Consider the following 23,455-nt stretch of genomic DNA (forward strand, 5'->3'; position numbering starts at 1 on the left):
CGTGACAGTGATGTTACTTTTGCTCTTATTGCAATTAATGGACTTGATGAATTACGTTGTCTGAGAAATTACGAAGTTGGAATTACCTTGTTTGTCACAGAATCAAGGATTTGCCAAATTCGCTCTAGCCAATCTAGATGTTCGGGTTTGATTAAACAAGACCGCAGACAGGTAATAGAGTCTTGATCCCAATTGATTCCTTCCCCACTTTCTACAAATAGCTGTTGCGATACATTAGCTAAAGCTAGGTGGAGATTTTCCTCTCCTGCTACTTTAAAAATCTCCTTTGCCAGTCGTGAAGATTCACTCGCACTCTGAGATTTTACAGCCCAAATAACAATGTCCAGTTCCGGTGGGAAAGCCACTATAAATCGCGAATCATTTTGCAGTTTCTCAAACAGAGTCAGTGCTGCTGTTCGCGACTTACTCAAAGAATCAGCAAACTGACCGCCTGGAATTAGAGGCAGTAAACGTTGAGTTGCCCAGAGTGCTACCGCAGATGAACCCGGCCTGGAACATTCGAGGCTAATTTCACCTAAATGCAGTTCCTCAGAACTAAAATAAGTGTAGGGTGAATCATGTTTATAGAGTTTTCCCACAGCAGGATCTTTGAAGAGAATGCAGCCACAGCCGTAAGGTTGGAGTCCATGTTTATGCGGATCAATAACAATGGAATCAACCTGTTTGAGACAGTCAAAAGCGGCTCTGGTTGACCCATCTAAATGACTTACTAAAGTAAAGTAACCGCCGTAGGCGCTATCTGCATGGATGCGGAATCCATATTCAGCCTGAAGTTCGAGAATTTCAGGGAGGGGATCGACAGAACCCGTTGCTGTGGTTCCGATGGTCACAACAACTGTGCCAATATCATCTTCTTGTAAAAGTTTTTTCAGGGCTGCTATATCCATGCGAGCGCGACTGTCACAGGAAATCGATTGAAAAGGAAGGCCAAGCACACCACAAATTCTGGAATGGGTGTAGTGTGACTGACTAGAGGCGACAACTTTTTTATTTGGTTGTAAATTTCCTGCAACCCACAAACCCTCTAAATTCGCCATTGTGCCGCCACCACACAGATGTCCTAAATGGGTTTCCCAACCAAACATTTTGGCAATTTCTGCCACGGCTTCTTTCTCCATTGCCGAACTTGCCCGTCCACCATCCAGGGCATGATTATTGGGATTAATCCACAGGGATAGCATATATGCCAGACGGGCAATCTCTGTGGGCGGTTTGAGCATTTGCCCAACGTAGAGGGGATGGGGATAAGGATAATTGTCTTGCATCCGCTCTGCTACTTCCAATAGCACTGTTCGCAGGGACTCTAGGTGAGGAGAGGGATCGACCTTTGGTAAGCTGTGAAAACCTTCTTCTAGTTTTGCTAGTGCTTCTTGAAGTAATCCGAAGCTTTCTTTTTCTAATGTCATCTGGGGAGCATCCTGTGGTGAATTGAGACAGAGGTTATCAGGGTTTGAGTGCCAAAGTTATTTGATTGCTTGGTTAGTTGTAAACCCTAGAAAAGATTCAGGATTTGAGATGGGGATGATGTTGAGTTTTTTTCTTCCAAAATGGCATCTTTTGCAGAGAAGTCTTTGCCCTGAGAGTCTGAGTTAACACAAGTCTCTGCGCTGAGAGTCTGATTTAGCGGACACCCCCCCTTGATTCGACCCGTAGGATCGAGTAGTTTGACTCTGCTATTTTCAAAGTTTTTCAAAGTTTTGATAGCCGCACTACTTTGGGAAGCGGCGATCAAAGAACCTATTTCACCTCCACCAAATTCTGCACAAATACTCTTGTGTCCATCAGATATTCCGCATTTATAAGCTAGGACAATTTTTTCGTGTTCGGCTTCTAGGATCTTAGGTAGAGTTTTGATGATGGGCAATATTTTCTGCTTACAAATGACATTAATCAGATAATCGTGATCCCACATCATTAACCCACTTAAATTCTCTGAATGTACTAACGACTGGTGATTACCAGTCATCATAGTAGGACGAATTTCACTTTCATATTTCTCTCTAGTAAAGCTTCCAGTTAATTTCATTGCTGCTCCCGATGCGTACATAAGTTCAGCAGTTGTTTCTAACTCAAGTTTTGCTTGAGCGAGTTGGTCATTAGCAATGGCAGCAGCCAAGCGATTTAAACTGATAATTAAGGCTTGGCTAAATGCTAAAAATACCCAATGTCCTTTTTTCCATATATGAAGCGGAGAAAGAGTTTGGTTAATTTCGCTATTTGAATATGTATGAAAATTAGTTGATTCCTGGATGTTGTTAATATAATTAATTGAATTATCTACGTCTAATTGAAAGGTTCTTTTTAAGAGAAGAGCATAACTTAGAAATCCAGATATTACTAAGGTTTGGTGATGATTAAAAACCAGACATGAACTGATTTCTGAAAAACCTAAATAAGCTTTTAACAGGCTCGCAACTATTAAACAAGGAGGTTCTTTAGCTTGAAAATGCTGGACTTCCATATAGCCGTCAAACTCTTTAACTTGCTGGCACTTCAGTTTAGTGCCAGTGGAGAACTATTAATAGAGGTTACAGTTTCAACTTAAAAATCATCCTATGTCTGTTTTTAACCAAAATAATCAGATGATTGTTTTACCTGACAATTCCTGACCATTGAATTTTTTTCTGTTGCTCGCGACGATAGGAAAAGAAATATTCTGGAGTTTGGTAAGTACAATAAGGCGCGATCGCTATTTGTTCGGCGGTAATCCCCAAGCTTTCCAGTTGTAAAGCATTGACTCGTCGCACGTCCAATCTGACTTTTCCGGGGTTGGGATCTGCTAATAAAGGTGAATTTGGTAACTCATGCAAAGCATCAATAATCTGCTGTACTTCTTGATGGGGTGTAATGCTAGCACCAATTTCCGCCGCTACTTCCAGAGAAACTTGGTACACTTCACCGGCGATCGCCGGTCCCATTGCAATCCGTAAGTCATCCAGTTGACTACCTTGGTTTCGCAGTCGCGCGATCGCCTGGGGAACAATCTTCGCCGCAGTCCCCCGCCAACCGGCGTGTAGTGCCGCTACTTGTCTAGTTTTGACATCCCCAATCAATACAGGTGTACAATCGGCGCTAGCTACCCAAATAGCTTGTAGTGGGTGTTCGCTGATTAAACCATCTCCCAAGACTAAGCCAGAATCTTCTGACCCTGTATTGTTCTCAATTTCTTGCGGGGTGAGAACTATATTGCCATGTACCTGCTGCAAACGATAAGCTGATGCTTTAGGGTGCAGTGCTTTTGTCAAATCTTCAGGCGATCGCGGCCAAAACTGCTGAGTAAAGAAACCGTGATGCCAATCTTTCAGAAGACTACAAGTAAGATAGGGTAGTCCTTGCCAATTATGCCAGTGCCAAGTGTGCATCTTGAACCAAACCGAAACAGAAATCAAAATCAATCAATTAATGCTAACTTGAACAACGGGATTTCGGTTAACTGCTGTGGGATTTGATCTGCAACTCTTGGAAACTACCCTGGAATCGGGACATGGGTATCCTTATTTACCATCTTCCCTACATATTTTTGAAAGTGTTCCTTCAACTAATCAGACCCTGTGGGGCTTGCTGAGACAGGGGGCTGATAAAAATTCTGTAGTAATTGCTACCCAGCAAACTTCTGGACGAGGACAATGGGGTCGTCAATGGATTTCTCCCACCGGGGGACTATATCTTTCGATGGGTATTGTTCCTAAACTAGAAGCTACGGATAGTTATCAGCTCACCTTAGCCAGTGCTTGGGGAATTGCTGCGGGGTTGCGCCAGTCCGGCGTAAGCGTGGGCATTAAATGGCCTAATGACTTAGTATTGCATGGTCGCAAACTCGGCGGCATTTTGACGGAAACAAAAGTCCATAATGGACAGATCATACAAGCAGTGATTGGTGTCGGTATTAACTGGACTAACCCAGTACCCGATACTGGCATCAATCTTGAATCCTGGCAAGCGACCCAGGCTACTAAAGCTATTTCTTGTCTGGAAATGCTCACGAACACAGTTTTACTAGGAATAAAATCCGGTATAGACTGTCTCTGCCAAGAAGGAGTAAGTGTACTCTTGTCTCGATATTTAGATTTATTGACAAATATCGGTGATCAAGTGTACATCAATAATCTTTTAGGCACTGTGGTGGGCGTAAATTCACAGGGAAAGCTTCATGTCTCTTTTGAAACGTATGATTCAAATGACATAAAAACACCAGAAATTTATGTTGAACCCGGTACAATCAGTTTGGGTTACCGTAAATCTTCTGTTTCATTTTAGGTTTGTTTAAAATTTCGCTCTTTGGGCAAGACAAACCACTGACATCATCTCTTTAGGCTAATTTAATACAACTGAGAGAACTAATGACGCAGCGCCATAAATCTGCCCATCACCATTTAAATAACTCATCAAGACGCTCTCCTTACGGAAAGCTTTTCCATATCTATGCGTCTACGCTACCAGCACAAAGCTTTTTTTTGCTGAGTAGTGCCAGTTTCTTAAGTGGCGGCTTGGCAATTGCCCAAACAGAAACAGGTATAGATAATATTGTTCCGACTGTTGAAAGTTCTCAATCAGCAGTAGTCATACCAAATCCAGTAAAAAAAGATACTCTTTCTTCAGCGCTATCTCGACCGCAACCCGAAGTTGCAGAACCGCAAGCTGACCTGAGACAGAGACTACGTAGTACACAAGAGGTTTCCCCTCCAAAAGCCAATGTGACTTTAGAGAAGCCCAAAACTGAGGTTTCTACTCCCAGAGCCAATGTGAGTTTAGAGAAGCCCAAAACTGAGGTTTCTACTCCCAGAGCCAATGTGAGTTTAGAGAAGCTCAAAACTGAGGTTTCCCCTCCCAGAGCCAATGTGAGTTTAGAGAAGCCCAAAACTGAGGTTTCTACTCCCAGAGCCAATGTGACTTTGGAGAAGCTCAAAACTGAAGTAGCCCAACCTAGTACACCCCGCACTTTACCGGAAAAACTTCCAGAAATTGCCCAACCATCAAATAACTCGAACGGCGCAACGATAGGAACCACAGGAAAAACCAGGGATTATAATAACGCCTATATTGATCCTATCAATTACAACCCCAATGCTACGGCTACTTATCAAGCACCTAACTCTGTGGTGCTAACAGAACGCTCTAGTGGTTGTCAAACCGTTTTACCGTCTGGGCAAAGTCTATCAGGCAGTAGTTGCGCTCAAGCCACCCAGAAACCTGAGAGCAATCAGCAAGTAGCTAATTCTGAAGCTAAAACAGCACCCAACTGGCTTAAAACTAGCCAAAATACTCAGGTAGCGAACGTTCCAGTCGCTCGACCAGCAGCCACTAATAACAGCAACAACAGATGGACTCCTAATCAGGCTGTATCTGGTGGGGCTACCAAAACTGCATCTCGCCCTAATCGGTTTATCCCTAACCCTAGTGATTTCGCCACCACGTCAGCGAACCGATCTGCCATCGCACCCAGTGGCGGGACTCTACCCCCACCAATGGCAGCAGGCAATATTGCACCCCGACCCAGTACAGTAGCTTACGACTTCCAATTAGCATCAGTGCTGCCACAAATTCCCTTCACTGGGAGACTGGCATATAGTGGCGATGGGGGAATGGCATTTCCCCTTTCTATACCCGCTCGCATTAGTTCTGTATTTGGTTGGAGAACTCATCCGATTACAGGTGATAGCCGCTTCCACGCCGGCACAGATTTAGCTGCGCCAACGGGGACACCTGTAGTAGCAGCCGCAGAAGGTACAGTGCAAACTGCCAACTGGATGGGTGGTTATGGTTTAACCGTAGTTGTTAACCACCCTTCTGCTCAACAAACCCTTTATGCTCATATGTCAGAACTATTTGTTCAACCCGGTCAGAGGGTAGAACAAGGAACTGTGATTGGGCGAGTTGGTAGCACTGGTAACTCTACAGGGCCTCACCTACACTTTGAAGTCCGCCACCTCAAACCACAAGGTTGGGTTGCTGTTGACTCAGGTGTACAATTACAAGTTGCCCTCAGTCAAATGCTACAAGCTTTACAAACAGCTCAAGTTACCCAAGACCCAGATAGCTAGCACCGCAAGGCGGAAGTCAAAAGTCAAAAGTCAAAAATCAAAAGTCAAAAAACTGGACTTCCCCTACTCTCTTGTAGAGACGCGATGAATCGTGTCTCTACTTACTCCCTAATTACAAATACCCATTTTCTGCTAAAAAAGCAGGTGTTAAGTAATCAGTTTTCGGATGTTGTTTGCCAGGGGAAAGAAATTTTTCGACATATTTGCCGAGAATATCCCCTTCTAAATTTACCCAACTGCCTGAGACAAGATAACGGAGATTTGTATCGTCATAGGTGAGGGGAATAACTGCGACTGTGAACTGAGACAATTCCGGCTCATAAGCAGCTACTGTGAGGCTGATACCATTCACAGCAATGCTACCTTTGGGGACAATATACCGCGCGATCGCTTCGGGTGCTGTAAACGTCATTTCCCAAGAACTAGCCGTTTGTGCGGCCGTTACTAATTGACCTATACCATCTACATGACCCATGACAAAGTGACCGCCGACTTTACCACCCACCCGCAGCGAAGCTTCTAAGTTGACATATGTCTGTTGTGTTTGCTCATCTCCCAGGGTCGTGCGGCGTAGAGTCTCCGGTGAAGCAGTGGCGATAAACCCATTGTTTAAAATTTTCTCCACTGTGAGGCAAACTCCATCGACAGCAACGCTGTCACCGTAAGCCAAATCCTGCATAATGACAACAGAGGACTGACTTACAAAGGTAATTTGCCAAGAATCCCCCCCTAGAGGTTTCATCGTTCCTAATGCTTGGATTAATCCTGTAAACACGGTTTTTTTCTCAAACTAATTCTATTTATTGCCTAATTTTGCGAAAAATCCACTGTAATTCTGTCATTAATGCTGAACACATTAGGTATAATTTCTGACTGTTTCTATTATAAAGTTATTAACACATTCGCATCCTTCACAAGGCATACTTGGTTAATCAGGTTATTGTCTAGGTAGACCACTTTGAATTACTCTGGTGTTCACAACAAGTTCGGAGTTTAATAGAAGCAATTATAGAGAACAATGCTTATGTTTATTCCCGCCCCCAAGTTACCCAACAAAACAGTATTATTTGTTACAGAGCGCCCAATCATTCAAAGGATTGTAGAGGCTTAGGCAATGATTGAAATGAGAGTCGCTGGCATAGCATTAGATGCCATAACCCGCAGTCCCATTGTACTTTTGAAAGATGCCTCAGATCGGCGGGCTTTACCAATTTATATTGGACAGGAACAGGCGAGAGCAATTATGGCTGCGCTAGAAAATCAAAAGCCTCCCAGACCGCTAACACACGACTTAATTGTGAATCTTTTAGAGTCATGTTCCATGATTCTGGAAAAGGTGATTATTCACTCCTTACAAAAGGATACATTTTATGCAGCCTTAATTGTCCAGCAAGGCGAAATCAAAAAAGAAATTGATGCGCGTCCCAGCGATGCGATCGCCGTTGCTCTCCGTACCAATGCCCCCATCTGGGTCATGGAGGAAGTGGTTTCTGATGCTTCAATTCCTGTTGATCGCGACGCTGATGAAGCCGAACAGCAAGCCTTCCGTGAATTTATCTCCAATCTTCGCCCTGAAGATTTGATCAAGCGCTTTGGTAATGGCGACAGCTAGATGGAAGCAGAGGGGCAGGGAGCAGGGAGCAGGGGAGAATAAATAAATTGGATTTGTAACAACGTCTTTCTCCCGGATTTCTTTCTGTTCCCACTCTTCTTCTTACTCAGCATTTATCATGCAATACCGACGCTTTGGCAAAACTAACCTACACCTCTCGGTTTTTTCTCTTGGAACAATGCGCTATCTGGCTGATGTCGAAAATGCACAGCAGACAATTACCGCAGCTTTAGCGCTAGGAGTAAATCATCTAGAAACAGCCAGAGGTTATGGCAAAAGTGAGGAGTATCTTGGTGCAGCTATCAAAGGCGGATTATCATTACCCCGTTCTCAGGTTTACATCACTACCAAAATCCTGCCTACAGTTGATGCTGATAGTATGCGTCGGTGCATCGATGAATCCCTAGAACGATTAAATCTAGATTATCTAGATTGCTTAGGCATTCATGGCTTAAATACTTGGGAGCATCTCCAGTGGGTGCAAGCCAACGGTGGCTGCATGAAAGCCGTCCAGGAAGCTGTTGATGACGGTCGAGTGCGACACGTTGGTTTTTCCACCCACGCTTCATTAGATATAATTTTAGCGGCAATCAATACAGATTTATTTGAATTTGTCAATCTGCATTATTACTATTTTTTCCAACGTCATGCCCCAGCAATTCAGCTAGCTGCTGAAAAGGACATGGGCATTTTTATAATTTCACCAGCAGATAAGGGAGGCCGCCTCTACACGCCACCCCAAACATTAATAGACCTGTGTCAGCCTTATTCACCTTTAGAATTAAATTATCGATTTTTACTCAGTGATCATCGGATTACTACTTTGAGTGTGGGTGCAGCTAACCCAGATGAATTAATAGAACCATTGCGGTTTGCTGATAGTGTTCATGAATTAACACCTTCAGAAAAATTAGCTTTTCAAAACTTAGAAGAACACCAAAAAGCTGCTTTAGAAACTGACAAATGTAGTCAGTGTTATGCCTGTTTACCTTGTCCAGAAAATATCAATATTCCCGAAGTATTGCGGTTACGAAATCTTGCCTTAGCTTATGAAATGACGGACTATGGAAAATATCGTTATGGAATGTTTGAAAATGCTGGTCACTGGTTCCCTGGAATGAAAGGCAATCGTTGTACAGAATGCGGGGAATGTTTACCTCGGTGTCCAGAAAAATTAAATATTCCCGCTTTGTTAGCAGATACTCACGAAAGATTAAGCGGGAAAAATAGGAAAAGACTGTGGGAATAATTCGTAATTCGTAATTCGTAATTCGTAATTAAAATGATTTGTCAGAACACGTTAGAATATTTGTAGGCATCGCTACAGGAAAAAATTATGCAAGTAACACAACAGCGATACTATACTCCAGAGGAATATTTAGCTTTAGAGGAAGCTGCTGAGTATAAAAGCGAATATATTGACGGGGTAATAATTCCAATGACAGGCGGAACATTAGACATATCCGCAAATGAGCATCAAAGCCTTGTACAGCAAAGTTTAAAACCTAATTTTGGGAGATGTCGAATAGATCATAAACGAATCTCTGGCAATCTCTACGCTGCATTAAATTTTGCTTTCAGACAGCAGAATTATGAGGCTTTCACAGGTGATTTGCGTCTGTGGATACCGCAAAAGCGTATTTATACTTATCCAGATGTGATGATACTGGCGGATGAACCGGAATTTTTCAATAATTGTAAAGATATCATTGTCAATCCACAGGTGATTATTGAGGTTTTATCAAAATCGACCAAAGGCTATGACCGTGAGAATAAATTTGAGGCTTACCGAACTATTCCTACGTTTCAAGAATATTTACTAATTGACCAAACTCGGATTCGTGTAGAGCAATTTTCTAAGACTGGGAAAAAGCAATGGTCGCTGCGTGAGTATGATGAGGAAGATCAGGCGATCGCACTCAATACTATACCCTTTGAGATTTCCCTACAAGATTTATACAACAAAGTTACATTTGAGCCTGTGGAGTCGGCTGTTGATGAATGTAGTTAAAGCAGGCGCTTGTTTTGCTAGAGTGAGAGGTATCACAATTACTTGCACTAATACCAGTCATTACCTCTTTGTTGTTTTTGGCTAAAAAAATCATGTTAAAGAGCGTAAAAATAGAGAATTTTCGATGTTTTAAATCTTTCGAGCTTCAGCAGCTAGGTAGAATTAATCTGCTCGTGGGTGAAAATAACAGTGGTAAAACATCTATATTAGAAGCTATTCAGCTTTTATGCTCACGAACTAATCTTGAGCCACTCGGTGAAATAATGATAAACCGAGGTGAGTATTTTTGGAGTGATCATCTAAGAGAAGAACGTGAACTTGATATCTCTCATTTATTTAATGAGCATGAATTTCAGAGAGATAGTACATTTTCAATTTCAGGAATTAACGATGATGTTAAAGAGGATTTTTCTATAAAAATAGGTGAAATTAAACAAAGGATTGATTATGATTTAAATAATTCTAATTTGGATGAGAAATTCAAAGAAAAACTTATTGCTGATTATTTATCAAGTCATCACACAAAAATCATAAATTTTCAAATTATTTGGCAGCGTCAAGAAGAAACTACAGACCATTTAAACTTACCCTTATCAGATAATAACTGTCTAGATTTAAACTCTATTAGACGTTTTGGCAGGGATAAAACGAATAAAGTGCCTAAAACTATATTTATTAATTCTTCTTCCCTAAATACTGAAAAAATGACAGAACTATTTAACGAAGTAGTGTTAAATCCTGAAGAAGAATTAGTAACAGAAGCACTGAAAATTATTGATAATAAAATTGAACGTATTGCTCCAGCAAATGTTCAAAAAGCTAGTCAGATGATGAGATTACGTTCTGCTGAATCGCATACTGGCTTTTATGTCCGCCTTGCTGACAGTAACCAGCGCGTACCAATTGGTAGTATGGGGGATGGTATTTGGCGCATTTTAGGAATTATACTAGCTACTGTATGCGCTAAAGATGGATATTTATTTATAGATGAGATTGATACAGGACTCCATTTTACTACCATGTCCGATATGTGGAAACTGATTTGGCAAACAGCCAAAAGATTAAATGTACAAGTTTTTGCCACTACACATAATAGTGATTGTTGGCAAAGTTTAGCCGATATTGCAGAACAAGAAGATACAACTAAAGATGGTATTAGAATTCATAGGATTGAAAAAGGTAAAGAAAGAAGTATAGTTTTTACTGAACCTCAAATGGTCATTGCTGCTGAAAGAGAACTTGAGGTACGTTAAGCAATGGCAAAAAGTGATAATCCCAAAAAATTGTTAGTTGAAGGTCAAGATGATTTACGAGTTATACCAGAGTTAATTAAGAAACATGGAATTACTTGGGTTGATAAAAAGGAGCAACCAATTATATTAATTAATGAATGTAAAGGTTTTGACAATATCACTTCAGACCTCATATATACAGAATTGCAAACTGGAGGACGCACTCATTTAGGTTTAGTTGTAGATGGTGATGTTGAGCCGCTTTCACGTTGGCAAAGTCTTAGAAATACTGTTTTGTCAAGTATTCGCCAGCCAAATAGTATTGAGATTCCTAAACAAATACCAGAAACAGGATTAATTTTTAATACACCAGATGGACAAAAGTTTGGGGTTTGGATGATGCCAGATAATATCATCCCAGGTATGCTAGAAACATTTTTAGGTTACATGATTCCTCAAGAGGGGACATCTCTTTGGCAATATGCTCAGGAGGTAGCAAGGGAGGCAAAAAATCAAGGAGCAACATTCAAAGATTCCTATATTCATAAAGCGGAAATTTACACTTGGTTAGCATGGCAAAATAAACCAGGTAGACAAATACATCAAGCCATAAAGTATAATATTTTGAACCCGCAAGATGCAAAGGTACAGGGATTTATAACCTGGTTTAAAACTTTATACGATTTATAAGCTGGTGATATTTAGAATAAGCGATGGGCAAAGCCCCGCCTCCGGCGATAGCGAAGCGCTGCTGCAAGCAGATCGCATCCTATTTATATATTAAAAATGATAAAAAAAGGGTAAACGTCGAGACACCACTAATGAGTACCACCAAAATTCACTTAGTTGTTGGCATTCAAAACGTTACCCTCACAGTGTTTTATACTGAAAAAGATGATTCCTGGCAGTTCCGGGTGATTAGCCCTGGTGGTGCAGTGTTTGGTGAGCGCAAGCTTTACTATACGCCCGAAGCCGCCGAAAAAGCAGCGCGAGAGTGGATGAAACAAGGCAATTGAAGGCGCAAAATCAATTTCCTACCTCAGCAAGTCCTTCTAAATGAAAAGCCAAATTCTTCAGCGCCATCTCAATTTCAGAACTGTAAGGAATGCTGCGCCATCTTGGAGTGGTTGCATTGTCCATTGCAGTTGTTTCCAGGTATTCAGCAACAACCATGAGTTTTTCGGGATCTGTTGCGGCTGTAGCCAAATTTTCTAAAAATTCTTGAGATGTCATGGATTTTCTACAAATAGGTAACACTATGAAAATTTCATTGCTGCTACGAGAATAACTACTGCACCATCATCAGTCTGTTCATCATACTCATGTTTCCCAATCATCATGAAAAACGATCGCTCACAAAACCCCCAATTCTCTCCACTTAAAAATGATTGGGATAGTCACCTGTATGAGGATAAACACGCCTTTGTTTGGCAATATGGGGAAGAATTATTAAAATTGCTCAACCCCAAATCAGGAGAATCTATTTTGGATTTGGGCTGTGGTACAGGACAACTCACCGAGAAAATTTCCTTGGCTGGTGCTGAGGTGATGGGAATCGATCGCGCACCTGCCATGATTGAGAAAGCTAGGGAAAACTATCCTCATCTATTATTTGATATCGCTGATGCGAGAAACTTTCAAATAGACCAGCCATTAGATGCAGTATTTTCCAACGCGACTTTGCATTGGGTGAAAGAACCAGAAAAGGCGATCGCCTGTGTGCATCAGTCACTGAAACCAGGGGGGCGCTTTGTCGCTGAGTTCGGTGGTAAGGGAAACGTGCAAGCGATCGCTCAAGCCTTGTCTACTGCTTTAACATCCCTTGGGATTACAGACGTAGAAACACGGAATCCTTGGTATTTCCCCAGTATTGGCGAATACTCTACCCTCCTTGAACAGCAAGGTTTTGAAGTCACTTATGCCATCCTGTTTAGCCGTCCCACTCCCCTAGCAGATAAACAAGCAGGAATGGCAAATTGGATTCAAATGTTTGCCAGCACTTTTCTCACAGGATTATCTCCTGACCAGCAAACACAAGTCATTCGTCAGGTAGAGCAGACACTTCCACAGAAAATGTATTCTGATGATAGTTGGACAGCTGATTACAAAAGACTTCGCTTTTTTGCCATGAGAGTTTAGAAACACCAACAGCAATTATTTAGTCTTAAACCATGAGCGAATTGAAGATTGTTCGCAAATAAAAAATGGTATGCGTTTATGCTTATACACAAACTAAGTCGTAAGATATCACTTCCTCTGATACTAACGATTAACCTCAGTACAATTTTTCTGTTACCAGTCTTACCCTCCCTAGCAGAAACAGCCCCAGTCCCATCGCCTTCAGATGCACCTTTAGAACTTGCCTTATTAACTCAACCCAATGGTGCTGTGATGACAGCCAATACCATTAACCCAGAAGGATTAACTACACCTAGTTTATGGTGGGAAAAAGAAAATTCCGAGAACAAACTCTTAGATAACTGGATAGCATATCCACCTAAAGAAGAAGAACCCGCCAGAGTAGACCTCATAGTCAACCAGCAAATTTGGAACTTGCTAGACTATCTAGAACGCTACGACTTTGTAAATCGGTTGGGTAGCAGTACCAGAAAAGACGGTTATAACCTTCGCGTCTTCAATTATCAACAAAACCTTTTGGCAACCTATACCTGTAATTTTGTTACAAGTCCAGCATCATGCCGGATCAATATCAATACTCAGAATAGGTTAGGATTGTTGCGCTCTTTCTAGAAACAGACAAAACTAATTCCTACTCTTGCTTAATTTTGGCGAACAAAGACTCATACTGCTTCATTGCTGTTGGCGATAAGGAAAGCAAAAATTCACTTTTGTCAAAAACTGCACGATTACCTTCTAACAGACTTCTAAATGGTTCCTGAAGGTCGGATGGGGCAATATTAGGGGAAATAGGCGAATTACTTCTAGTTAACAGAGAAATTTGTTTAGCAATGTCTGGTTGCCAACAAAAATCAATCCACTGTGATGAGAAAGTGTCTTTTTTAACTCCTGTAGGGCGTACCCATAAATCTGCCCACATTGCTGTTCCTGATTTGGGGATAACTGCGGCAAGTTGGGGATAACGCGGCAGCAAGGGTATAATGTCGCTTGACCAACCAACTGCTAGCCAAGTATCTCCAATAATTAGCGGTTCTAGGTAGTTATTAGAACTGTACAATTTTACCTGTTTGTTTAATGCCCTGAGTTCATTTTCTAACCCTGGGATGGTGTCGAGATTTTCTGTGTTGTAGGATTGTCCCAGCTTTTTCAAAACCAGACCGATGACTTCTCTGGGTTGATTCACTAAAGAAATCCGATTCTGCAATCCATCTCGCCATAAATCACTCCAGTCCTCCGGTGTCCACCCCAAACTCTGCAACTTTTGACGATGATAAAGAATGACTGTACTACCCCAACGGTAAGGAGCCGCCCAAACATTGCCTTGAGTATCCAGGTTGCCTTGATTATCGCGTGTTACCAGTTGTTGCCACCTTTGATCTAAAGCAGACCACTGTTTTAACTGTTTGACTTCCGCTGCTTCTAGTGGTTGAATAAGTTTTTGATCAATAGCTGCTTGGAGCCAGTAATCGCCTAATGTCACTAAGTCAGATGCAACTGCTGGTTGGGATTTCCTAAATGGTATAAAGCGAGTCCAAAATGGCTGAACAGTGCTTTTTGATTTATCTTGCCAACCTTGCAATTGTTTAAATAAATCCTGTATCTGCTCAACTGGGGAAAAATTTAACTCTACCTGTGGCTGTACACTTTGGCGAAACTGACGAACTATCTGACTGGGGATAGAACCTTTTAATAACTGGATATTGAGTTTCCTTTGGTTGCTTCCGCCACAACCAACCAGCAACTGCGAAAGCGCCAGCCCTCCTGCACCCAATAAAAAAGATCGTCGATCCATCGATTTGGGATGGGGAATTTGGAATTTTTGATTATACATAAATTAAATAAATATATAAAATTATAGCCCAATTACTTATTAGTCCGTATTTCCGGAATCATGCGGTCAAACCTGAACCATTGATTGACTTCAGAGAAGCATCCTGAAATCATTGCTTTTGATTTCAATTTTAGCAACAACCATCATCAATAATACTGATAAAAAGCATTGAGTTAGATTATCTATAAATACTTAACTATTCGTATCCTGACAAAATTGTTGAAAAATTAAATAATTCAAAAGTATAGTTAATATTAGATGTAAATTGAATAACATCAAGCAAATCTACTGTCAAGGGTATTAAATGGAGCCATTACAAACGCAGATCCTGAATTTGAGTCATAAACTTGATGCCCTCTGCCAGGTGATTGAGCAACTTGATCATAAAGTCGCTCAAGCTTTCTCAGAATGTTCTTTAGCAAATACACAAGCAAAGAATAATGATGTAGAAAATACTGATGTCAGCCGCTACCAGTTAAAAAAACAGATCAATTTCAATCCAGAAATGCAACACAAGGATGTATTGACAGATGGTATGTCTTTAGACATGAATCGCCAAGGTAGCGATAATAACTTAACACCAGAAATTCAAATACAACGACTAACAGCACAATTAACAGCAGCATACAATCGCATTGCGGCTTTAGAAGAACAATTAATGAAAGTGAGAATTCATTAAACATATGTAGTTAATCAACAGCCTTCGAGCCGCTCTAGTTGAGCTTCAATGGCAGTTAAAAGTTGATGTTGCTGCCAATTTTGGCTCAGATGAGCAGCAATGCAAGCTGCGCCAGCCCCTACACCTTCTTTAACAAAGCCCTGCTCATAAGCTTGGAGTTGGGGATAACGAGAGTTAGCAAAACTTAACTGAGTAGCAAGTAGGGGAGGGATTGTTTTACCTAAGCTGAGGGCTAAGTCAACGGTGCTACCAGTGGGATCTTCCGCTACCCATCGGGTGGTACCTACGACGACTTCAGCTGGTTGCCAAGATAAATCATAAGCATCAGCGATCGCACTCATCAAAGCATAAACCGCCAGCATCTGTGTTCCACCCGCCAGCATAACACCACAACTGCGACTAGCGGCGATCGCCATTCCCGCCACCACCACCTGCATCGGATCACCTACCGCCGCCACGATTTCTAAGGGATCTAATAATTCTCCGCCGGCTCCCCTCATCCTTTCCAGCCCAGCTTGTACCACCGCCCACTTTTGTGTATGATTACAAACAGGATGGCTACTGTTGACTTTTCCCACTGCATCTATACCCAAGCCAGTTAAAATCCCCAGAGCGGTTGTAGTACCTCCGACAACGCACTCACCTAAAATCACATATCCTTGTTGAACGTTGTTGGCAGCTAGGCGTTCTCCCCACAGTAGCCCTTGCTTGAGCAAGTGATGTACAGTCGTGATGTTCATCGCAGCACCTGTACTTAAGCACTCAGCTGGACAGCCACCCAAATCAATCACCGGCACATCTGGAGGCTGAGGTAAGCCAGCATTAAACAAATAAACTGGAATATTCAGTGCCTCAACCACAGCACGAGAAATTAGTACAGGTGAAGCGCCCGCAGTCAGTGGTGGTAAGGGATAGAGAGCTTTTCGTCCTGCCCCATAATATAAAAACTCCGCATCAGCACAAGCAGTATACTTTCGATCTTCTGGAGTCATCCCAGCTGCTGAAATCCCCGGAATTAGACCAGTATCAGTAAAACCTAAAACACAGGCAAACACAGGTAAACAATTTCTATACTTAGTAATCCATTCTTTACCCTGTTCTATTTGAGTATAAATACGAATCAATTATTCAACCTTCATAATCCATAAGAACCTGCACCCATTGTGGCGGACGGGGAATGGAATTTCCCAAACGATCCAATAACAGCCATGCTGCCAGGTGTACCATAAACAAATAAATCAAGTTATTGAACACAATTAAAACCACCGCTCCCACTTGGATCAAAAACACACTAGGAACAGCTAATATTTGCAGCCTCAGAAATGCCCACTCTATCAGTTCTGTTACCTGGTTAATCACATAAACCCAAAGGTCTTCACCCGACAACACAGACAGCAACCACAGCCGAAAGAATACCCCTAATGTACCCAACAGCGTACCCAGAGTGATAGATACAATCCAGGGAACACGACGGTGCCATGTTGCTCCTAAAAGCACACCCATAAAACCATAGGGCATCACAAATAATAGACTACGAACCGGCCCCATTAGCACTGATAGCAGCAACCCAGAAGTAACAGCAGCCATCCAGGCCGCTCTTTTGCCCCAGCGCAGGTAAACCAAAGCGATAGGTACGGGAAAAAATATCCGTAATACCGGCCCCAAGGGAAAATAAAAATTAATAAACCAAATCAAGCTAGCTGCACTGGCTAAAAAAGCCGTTTCCACCATACGTAAAGGCGCATCAACTTTTAGTCTAGGTCGCCGCAACTGCTCTGGCTCTAACTTTTTGTTGAGAGATTTGGGAAATTCCGGGGATGTGTTTTCATCTGGTAGAGAATCTGAAATGCTCATGGTGAAAAAAATTTCAACGACTTAGCCGTCAGTCCTCGGCTATAGTCAGTACTCCGAATTAGTGATTACTCAACGGTATTCTACACAATCATTTTTTCCAAGGCTGACAAATCAGGAATACAAATTGTGTCAGGATCTTTGGTAATCAACCCTTTTTTTTCTAACCTGGTTAATACTCTGGTAACTGTTTCCCTGGCCAGTCCACTCAAACTACTCAATTCTCGGTGAGGTAAATTGGGGATTTCTGTACCAGTTTGCCCTTGTGTTCCCTGTCCTTCTGCCAAAAATAACAAAGTATCGGCTACTCGTGACTGACTATCAGATTCTCGTAATCGCAGGCGGCGGTTTACTTGTCGTAAGCGTCGAGCCATCAATTGTGACAATCGCAGTCCCGCCAAGGGTTCTGTATGAAGTAACTTGACAAAATTTTGAGCTGGCATACTACCAATCATCGTCGGAGTCAGGGTAATCACATCAGTGGAACGAGGGACTTCATCTAAGGCCGCCATTTCACCAAACAATTCCCCTTTACCAATAATATTCAGTGTAACTTCTTTACCTTCCAAGTTGTAGGTACGAATCTTTACCCAACCATCTAATATAAAATATACAGCACCACCCCAGTCATTCTCCAGCAAAATCACTTGGTTGGCTGGATGTGTACGGGTCACAAGATGGGTCAGCGCTAATTGTACAGCAGCTTCTGGCAACCCTTGAAAAAAGGGCGCAGACGAGATTATCCAGGGATTGCTGGTTGCTTGCAAGCTATATCGGTCTTCCATTACGGCATATTTATTAAAGCTGTCATATATATAAAACAAACAAGGCGCTATATTCAGCTTAAGCTATTAAACTACAACCGTTCATTGCCCCTGGCACAAAAATATACTACATTTTGTAGCACGAAAGACTGCAAAATTGTGGCTTATTTGCCTGCTCAGGAACAAGGAAGCGAAAAAAGGAAATCAGGGATAGATGTGTACTCAGTCTTATTCAAAAATCAAGTAGGAGTCCTATAGGTTACAATTACTTAAATGTTTTGCACACAGTATATTATTACCTTCTGGGAGTATTATTTGGGAGTCCACTGCATTGCAAATTTTATGACTGCAAAATATTAACAAACAATATTAATGATACTCAAGATAGTAAATTTTTGCTAATGTCATATTTTTAGCTGATCACGCAGAGCAAAACTCAAGTAAAAAATGCCCCTTGCCATTCAGCCACTGGTTAGCGACATTAATTGCTCATGTAGGTAGAAATCTGTAGAATTTTTAGATTTTTTTGATCACTAGACACGTCTTAAAAGCTGTCACATCGTGTGTATGCTGAGTGGCAAAGCACTTGTATAAAAATAAATTCGGAATAACTTTTGTATTTCTAGATTTCTGATCACCGTCAAGTTAATCGGCTAAAACGGGCGCTAATTGATGAATAATAACTCTTTGAGTCATCCATATAGCATTTCTCGCCTACTAGTACAAGTCGGCGTAAATAAACAGACCATTCAAAATCCATGAAAAGCCCATTTTATAAGCTTTTTGACTTTTGACTTTTGATTTTTGACTTCACGGCGGTACTAGAGACCTGATTAATCCCGTCTCTACATCAGCGATAGCTGGCGTGGCGTAGCCATAGAATAAATTAACTACAGATGAACACAGATGTAGACACGGAGTAGGGGCGGGTGTATTTATAACATCGTTAATGGTTGATAATATATGTGTTGGCTGGCGTGGCGTAGCTATACCCACTCCTACTGAGTGCAGGATACACAGATAATTTTGTTCCTGAAGATGAGGAAACGCCATGACATAATTCCAGTGAGGAGTCCCTTGGGTTCCCACTTTCGCAAATTTCCTAATTCTTCAGTAATTCTCATATAACAAGTTAAAGTACAGTTCTAGCTAAGGTAATTTAAAGTGACTTCCCGCGCAGATGAAATCCAAACATTGATTGCAGACATTGATAACTTACTCAACAGCAGTGGTAAACGCCTGTCTAGGCTTTTGTCTAGTCAAGCGCCGGAAAGCAGAGAGGTGTTAGAAAAAATTCGTAACTTCCTTGTTGAGCAAAGAGAAAGTGAGATTGTCAATAGTAATGACCAAAACCAACTGACTGGAGACTTGCAAAGGTCGCCTTTGTTAGAGAAATTTGTTAATCAAACTCATAGCCAATCTATGGGTACGCCAAGCCAGCTATCAGTAGGGCAGAACCAAGGGGAGCTGGAACAAAGTAGTTTACTATCTCAGCAATTAAAAAGCGAATTATCGGCATTAATACAGCCGTTGCAAGTAGAATTAGCCGCAATGATGCAAGAGCGAGCAACTCTTGTCCAGGAAATTAGACAGCTAGAGCAAAGGAGACTGCACAACAACTCTTTAAGCCAGCAGTGGGCTAACCAAGAGCAGATGATTGCGGAATTTTTGCAGTTACTGATGAGTCGCATTGGCTCTAATTTAACGCCACAGATCGCGGATAATGTCGTCCATGACTCCAGTTCTACCAGTAATAATGATCACAGTAACCGAGAAGTAACATCTTCGGGGACTCAACCTTTCTTAGAATCATCACAACAGGGAGATCGGTTAACTCATCTGACCAGGGAACTGGATCAACGTCTATTATCCCTAGATGGAACTGTGAATTTCGTCTTTGAGGCACTACAACGCAATATCAATACTTATCACGAGTCATTATCTCAAGGGTTGGCCAGAATGCACAGTACGGGTGTGCAGGGACAGCAGTTAATGGCGAACTTTGTGAACAATTTAACGCAGAACTTGCAGCAACAAGCTCCGATGACTTTGTTATCTTTTCCAGAGTTGGAAAAAAATCAAACCTTATCTCCATTAGCATCATTACCAACGAAAGCAAATACTATTGCGCCAGCAACAATACAACCAGATACGATCAGTGATGAAATAAGTCAGTCGTGGGAATTTATAGCGCCAGAGGTTTCGCCTTCACTGACATTTAATCAGGAAGAAGAAAATGTAGTGGTTACAGATGATCTGGATGCAATGCTTTTGGCGCTTGGTATAGATGATCGAGAATTATCTCGTGATACTGCAAGTGAAGTCCAGCCGGATAGTTTGGAATTACTTGATGATCAAGTAGAACAACTTTATGCCAGTTTATTGGGTAATGATAATTTTACTAATCTGAACCTTGATGTAACTTCCAAGGTAATTGGGGAAGATTTATCATCGTTGAATATTGCCGAGACTACACAAGCATCTCCAATTCAACCTTTAGAAACAGAGGTGATCCCAGAAGATGATATTGCCGAGACTACACCAGCATCTCCAATTCAACCAGTGCAACAGCTTTCCGATCCTTGGTTGGAGGAAGCAAATGCAGAATCAGAGTCATGGCAAGAATTGTTTTTTGAGGAAGATTCCAACTCAGATGAATCACCCGGTTTTTCTGGGTTGTCGCCAACAGAAGTGGCATTAACTGAGAATGTCTCTATGCAGCCAACTAGTGCTGATACGATTAGATCGCTGAGGGACTTATTTGCTGATTTAGGGGGTGAAGAGCCGGGGTTGGGTGTCTCTTCTGATTTGGAAACAGCAGCAGTAATAGCGAAAGCAACGACTGTGAGCTACCAGTCGGAAGTCGTAGTTAATGATGAGGCTCAGAGGTATTTAGATAACTACATTGCGGCTTCGCCTGAAGAAAATTTGCTTTCACCAGGGGAAAGCCAGTCTGCCAATCTGCCGGATATTACTCTGGATGAAGAGCAGATGCAACAATTGAATCAAGATTTAGCCAATTTTGATGAAATGCTGAAGCCTGATGCAAATTTGGATATTTTTGCGGGTTTTGCAGATAGCGTAGATGAGCAAGTTCTGACTGACTCTGATAGACCAAATTTTGCTGAGTCTGGTGTGGATGTATTCCAAGTTAACCCGATATCTTGGCCGCAAACAGAAGCTGATTTAGACTTTAGTCCCACAACTGAAATCAGAGAGAAGGTGACAACGGCGGGAAATGAAAGCTCTTCAATTTCCAATTCTGTGAATCCGCTGGATTCAGTTTGGTATCTAGGTATTGATGTGGGTACAACTGGAATTTCTGCGGCTTTGTTGAATCGTTCTAATTCTGTGGTTTATCCTATCTGCTGGTCAGCAGAAAACCCACCGGGGGTGACTTCTTTTCAGGAATCGTTTCGTTTACCAGCAGAGGTTTATCTGCCGAGTGCTTCTGTACCTCAAGGAGAGACTGAAAACCCAGAAACAGAGGCGGCGGCGGACATTCCGAAGCGTAATTTTTACTCAGTGCAGTTAAAGCCATATTTACAGGTGGCTATCCCATATAAAAATGAACAACAAAAATGGGAGCCTGTATTGCAATTCAACAAGTTTTCTGCGGGGCCTTTGGTTTGGGTTGTGCGATCGCTTTCTAAGTTACTGTTGACTTTGAAATCAGACCGCCAGAGTACAACTCAAGGTTTAATCGCTAGTGCTGTGGGTTTAAATGAAGAAACTTTCCATAGCGTTATTAATCAAATTGCTGGTGTGATCTGCACCTCTCCATCTAGCTGGACAGAACAATATCGCTTTAATGTCCGGGAAGCTGTACTGACTAGCAAATTAGTCCAACATCCACAGCAAGTATTTTTTGTGGAGGAAGCGATCGCCAGTCTCCTGAGCATACTCGATAGCGCTGATGGTGAAACAGTCCAAATCAGCGATTCCCAAGGTTTTCATCCAGCCAAAGCAAACGATGATTCTTTGGTTGGTAACACTTTTGTGATTAATATTGGGGCAACTACAACCGAAATGACACTGGTGGATTTGCCAGATAACCTGCAACAATTGGCGCACAATGATTTTATGCTCCATAGTTTTGCCTACGCGAGTAACGGAATTGAGCAAGATATTATTTGCCAGTTACTGTTTCCCCCAAAATATCGGCAAGCCAGGGATCTCAACCAGGGAGATGGTACAATAGTTAACAATAATTCTTGGCAATGGCAACCTACTGTTCCTGGTTTGGATCAAATCCGTTGGCAAAGTTTGGGTTTGGACGAATTAGATTTACCCCAAGTAGGAGAGCCAGATATTACAGCGCGGATTCTTCTCCAGCAGAAGTTAGAAAGTTCGGTGTTAGGACAGGCGGTGCTAGATGCAGCGTTGGCCTTAAAGCTAATTTTGCAAAATCAAGACTCTTTTGCCCTGGAATTAGCAGATCAACGGTGGGTATTACAGCGCCGAGATTTAGAAAACCATGTGTTTGTCCCCTTTGTGCGCCGCTTAAATCGAGAATTTAACAAGTTGTTAGTGGCTCGTGGTATACCCACCGAAGCAATTAATCAAGCTATTTTAACTGGCGGTGTGGCTTCTTTAGGAGTTGTGAATAATTGGCTACGGCAAAAACTGCCCAATACGAAAATTATTCAAGATTTGTATCTCGGTGAAAACGGCGCTCCCAAGTGTAGTCGGGTAGCTTATGGTTTGGCGATGTTACCTTTGCATCCCCAGGTTTTAGAAGCACCGAAGCAACAGTACACCGATTATTTCTTGTTTATGGAATTGCTGGGGCTTTTGCCAGATCGAACTTTATCTTTTAGCGAAATTATCCAGCTATTTGAGGGTTGTGGGATTAATACGAGTATTTGTCAGCAACGCTTGTTAGGTTTCTTAGAAGGTGAGTTACCTCCGGGTTTGATACCTGCAACGTCTGATTCTACCTGGTTGAGTAGCAGTTCTCAGAATAACTCTTACTACCAAGCGATCGCATCTGCACCACTGTTTGAAAAGCAAGGAAATCTTACTTATCGTCCCAATTTCCCCCAAGTGCTAGTTTTGCGCCGCTATCTTGATGCGATCAAAGCCAGTACTCAGCAACCGATGGATGAGCCTTACACGGTGAATTTTGCTTCAGCAGTGACTCATTCGTAGTCCCAACAGACGCGATCGCATGAGACAATTTTCATCCTTCTACTCCCCACCACAACGGCTACTGTGTACACACAAGTCGGGAAATTCTTTTTTGTGTCATAACACCCCACCCCTAGCCCCTCC

22 protein-coding genes are annotated in these 23,455 nt (G+C 42.0%); 12 read left to right on the forward strand and 10 right to left on the reverse strand.

The features are described 5' to 3' along the window. Nucleotides 1-68: 68 nt before the first annotated feature. The 3 genes from AACX33_RS19850 to pgeF all read right to left on the reverse strand — a co-directional run bounded on the left by AACX33_RS19850 (nt 69) and on the right by pgeF (nt 3,383). Nucleotides 69-1,427, reverse strand: coding sequence for a pyridoxal phosphate-dependent decarboxylase family protein (locus tag AACX33_RS19850; RefSeq protein WP_193997173.1), 1,359 nt, complete (start codon nt 1,425-1,427; stop codon nt 69-71). A gap of 86 nt (nt 1,428-1,513) precedes the next feature. Continuing rightward, the gene (locus AACX33_RS19855) at nt 1,514-2,482 is read right to left on the reverse strand and encodes a hypothetical protein (RefSeq protein WP_193997172.1); all 969 of its coding nucleotides are present in this window, start codon (nt 2,480-2,482) and stop codon (nt 1,514-1,516) included. A 130-nt stretch (nt 2,483-2,612) separates the two neighbouring features. Next, on the reverse strand, nt 2,613-3,383 hold the full coding sequence (pgeF, locus tag AACX33_RS19860) for a peptidoglycan editing factor PgeF (protein ID WP_193997171.1): 771 nt from the start codon (nt 3,381-3,383) through the stop codon (nt 2,613-2,615). 76 nt (nt 3,384-3,459) lie between these two features. Between pgeF and AACX33_RS19865 the strand changes: the two genes are divergently transcribed. Beyond that, nucleotides 3,460-4,278 carry a biotin--[acetyl-CoA-carboxylase] ligase gene (locus AACX33_RS19865; protein WP_193997170.1) on the forward strand — a complete coding sequence of 273 codons (819 nt, stop codon included), beginning with the start codon at nt 3,460-3,462 and terminating at the stop codon, nt 4,276-4,278. A gap of 83 nt (nt 4,279-4,361) precedes the next feature. Next, nucleotides 4,362-6,062: a peptidoglycan DD-metalloendopeptidase family protein gene (locus AACX33_RS19870; RefSeq protein WP_193997169.1), complete on the forward strand. Its 1,701-nt coding sequence runs from the start codon at nt 4,362-4,364 to the stop codon at nt 6,060-6,062. Nucleotides 6,063-6,174: 112 nt separating this feature from the next. On the opposite strand, the gene AACX33_RS19875 is transcribed toward AACX33_RS19870, so the two are convergent. Further along, nucleotides 6,175-6,837 carry a riboflavin synthase gene (locus AACX33_RS19875; RefSeq protein WP_193997168.1) on the reverse strand — a complete coding sequence of 221 codons (663 nt, stop codon included), beginning with the start codon at nt 6,835-6,837 and terminating at the stop codon, nt 6,175-6,177. Nucleotides 6,838-7,176: 339 nt separating this feature from the next. Between AACX33_RS19875 and AACX33_RS19880 the strand changes: the two genes are divergently transcribed. From AACX33_RS19880 to AACX33_RS19905, 6 genes are all read left to right on the forward strand, one after another. After that, the gene (locus AACX33_RS19880) at nt 7,177-7,674 is read left to right on the forward strand and encodes a bifunctional nuclease family protein (RefSeq protein ID WP_193997167.1); all 498 of its coding nucleotides are present in this window, start codon (nt 7,177-7,179) and stop codon (nt 7,672-7,674) included. Nucleotides 7,675-7,792: 118 nt separating this feature from the next. After that, nucleotides 7,793-8,923, forward strand: coding sequence for an aldo/keto reductase (locus AACX33_RS19885; RefSeq protein WP_193997166.1), 1,131 nt, complete (start codon nt 7,793-7,795; stop codon nt 8,921-8,923). A gap of 87 nt (nt 8,924-9,010) precedes the next feature. Beyond that, nucleotides 9,011-9,685: a Uma2 family endonuclease gene (locus tag AACX33_RS19890; RefSeq protein ID WP_193997165.1), complete on the forward strand. Its 675-nt coding sequence runs from the start codon at nt 9,011-9,013 to the stop codon at nt 9,683-9,685. Nucleotides 9,686-9,777: 92 nt separating this feature from the next. Then, the gene (locus AACX33_RS19895; RefSeq protein WP_193997164.1) at nt 9,778-10,938 is read left to right on the forward strand and encodes an AAA family ATPase; all 1,161 of its coding nucleotides are present in this window, start codon (nt 9,778-9,780) and stop codon (nt 10,936-10,938) included. A gap of 3 nt (nt 10,939-10,941) precedes the next feature. Further along, a complete protein-coding gene (locus AACX33_RS19900) occupies nt 10,942-11,607 on the forward strand; it encodes a DUF3226 domain-containing protein (protein ID WP_193997163.1) in 666 nt (221 codons plus the stop codon). A 131-nt stretch (nt 11,608-11,738) separates the two neighbouring features. Then, entirely contained in the window at nt 11,739-11,933 is a 195-nt protein-coding gene (locus tag AACX33_RS19905; RefSeq protein WP_193997162.1) for a hypothetical protein, read from the forward strand. 10 nt (nt 11,934-11,943) lie between these two features. Here the strand turns inward: AACX33_RS19905 and AACX33_RS19910 are convergent, their stop codons facing one another. Beyond that, nucleotides 11,944-12,150 carry a hypothetical protein gene (locus AACX33_RS19910; RefSeq protein ID WP_193997161.1) on the reverse strand — a complete coding sequence of 69 codons (207 nt, stop codon included), beginning with the start codon at nt 12,148-12,150 and terminating at the stop codon, nt 11,944-11,946. A 105-nt stretch (nt 12,151-12,255) separates the two neighbouring features. Between AACX33_RS19910 and AACX33_RS19915 the strand changes: the two genes are divergently transcribed. Together AACX33_RS19915 and AACX33_RS19920 are read left to right on the forward strand one after the other, a co-directional pair. Beyond that, nucleotides 12,256-13,056 carry a class I SAM-dependent methyltransferase gene (locus AACX33_RS19915; protein ID WP_193997160.1) on the forward strand — a complete coding sequence of 267 codons (801 nt, stop codon included), beginning with the start codon at nt 12,256-12,258 and terminating at the stop codon, nt 13,054-13,056. Between the two features lie 78 nt (nt 13,057-13,134). Beyond that, nucleotides 13,135-13,668, forward strand: coding sequence for a hypothetical protein (locus tag AACX33_RS19920; protein ID WP_193997159.1), 534 nt, complete (start codon nt 13,135-13,137; stop codon nt 13,666-13,668). A gap of 19 nt (nt 13,669-13,687) precedes the next feature. On the opposite strand, the gene AACX33_RS19925 is transcribed toward AACX33_RS19920, so the two are convergent. Then, nucleotides 13,688-14,848, reverse strand: coding sequence for an extracellular solute-binding protein (locus tag AACX33_RS19925; protein ID WP_193997158.1), 1,161 nt, complete (start codon nt 14,846-14,848; stop codon nt 13,688-13,690). Nucleotides 14,849-15,191: 343 nt separating this feature from the next. On the opposite strand from AACX33_RS19925, the gene AACX33_RS19930 reads away from it, so the two are divergent. Beyond that, a complete protein-coding gene (locus AACX33_RS19930; protein ID WP_193997157.1) occupies nt 15,192-15,566 on the forward strand; it encodes a hypothetical protein in 375 nt (124 codons plus the stop codon). A gap of 14 nt (nt 15,567-15,580) precedes the next feature. Here AACX33_RS19930 and cobT read toward each other — a convergent pair whose 3' ends face one another. From cobT to AACX33_RS19950, 4 genes are all read right to left on the reverse strand, one after another. Continuing rightward, nucleotides 15,581-16,690: a nicotinate mononucleotide-dependent phosphoribosyltransferase CobT gene (gene cobT, locus AACX33_RS19935; protein WP_193997156.1), complete on the reverse strand. Its 1,110-nt coding sequence runs from the start codon at nt 16,688-16,690 to the stop codon at nt 15,581-15,583. A 4-nt stretch (nt 16,691-16,694) separates the two neighbouring features. Next, nucleotides 16,695-17,420 carry a DUF2232 domain-containing protein gene (locus AACX33_RS19940; RefSeq protein ID WP_193997155.1) on the reverse strand — a complete coding sequence of 242 codons (726 nt, stop codon included), beginning with the start codon at nt 17,418-17,420 and terminating at the stop codon, nt 16,695-16,697. Nucleotides 17,421-17,500: 80 nt separating this feature from the next. Then, the gene (locus AACX33_RS19945; RefSeq protein ID WP_193997154.1) at nt 17,501-18,202 is read right to left on the reverse strand and encodes a Crp/Fnr family transcriptional regulator; all 702 of its coding nucleotides are present in this window, start codon (nt 18,200-18,202) and stop codon (nt 17,501-17,503) included. Between the two features lie 789 nt (nt 18,203-18,991). Next, nucleotides 18,992-19,270 carry a hypothetical protein gene (locus tag AACX33_RS19950; RefSeq protein ID WP_193997556.1) on the reverse strand — a complete coding sequence of 93 codons (279 nt, stop codon included), beginning with the start codon at nt 19,268-19,270 and terminating at the stop codon, nt 18,992-18,994. A gap of 75 nt (nt 19,271-19,345) precedes the next feature. Between AACX33_RS19950 and AACX33_RS19955 the strand changes: the two genes are divergently transcribed. Continuing rightward, complete coding sequence (locus AACX33_RS19955; protein ID WP_193997153.1) at nt 19,346-23,332, forward strand: hypothetical protein; 3,987 nt, start codon at nt 19,346-19,348, stop codon at nt 23,330-23,332. Nucleotides 23,333-23,455 lie beyond the last annotated feature (123 nt).

Origin of the sequence: Nodularia sp. LEGE 04288 (assembly GCF_963896525.1) — a bacterium.
GTDB lineage: Bacteria > Cyanobacteriota > Cyanobacteriia > Cyanobacteriales > Nostocaceae > Nodularia.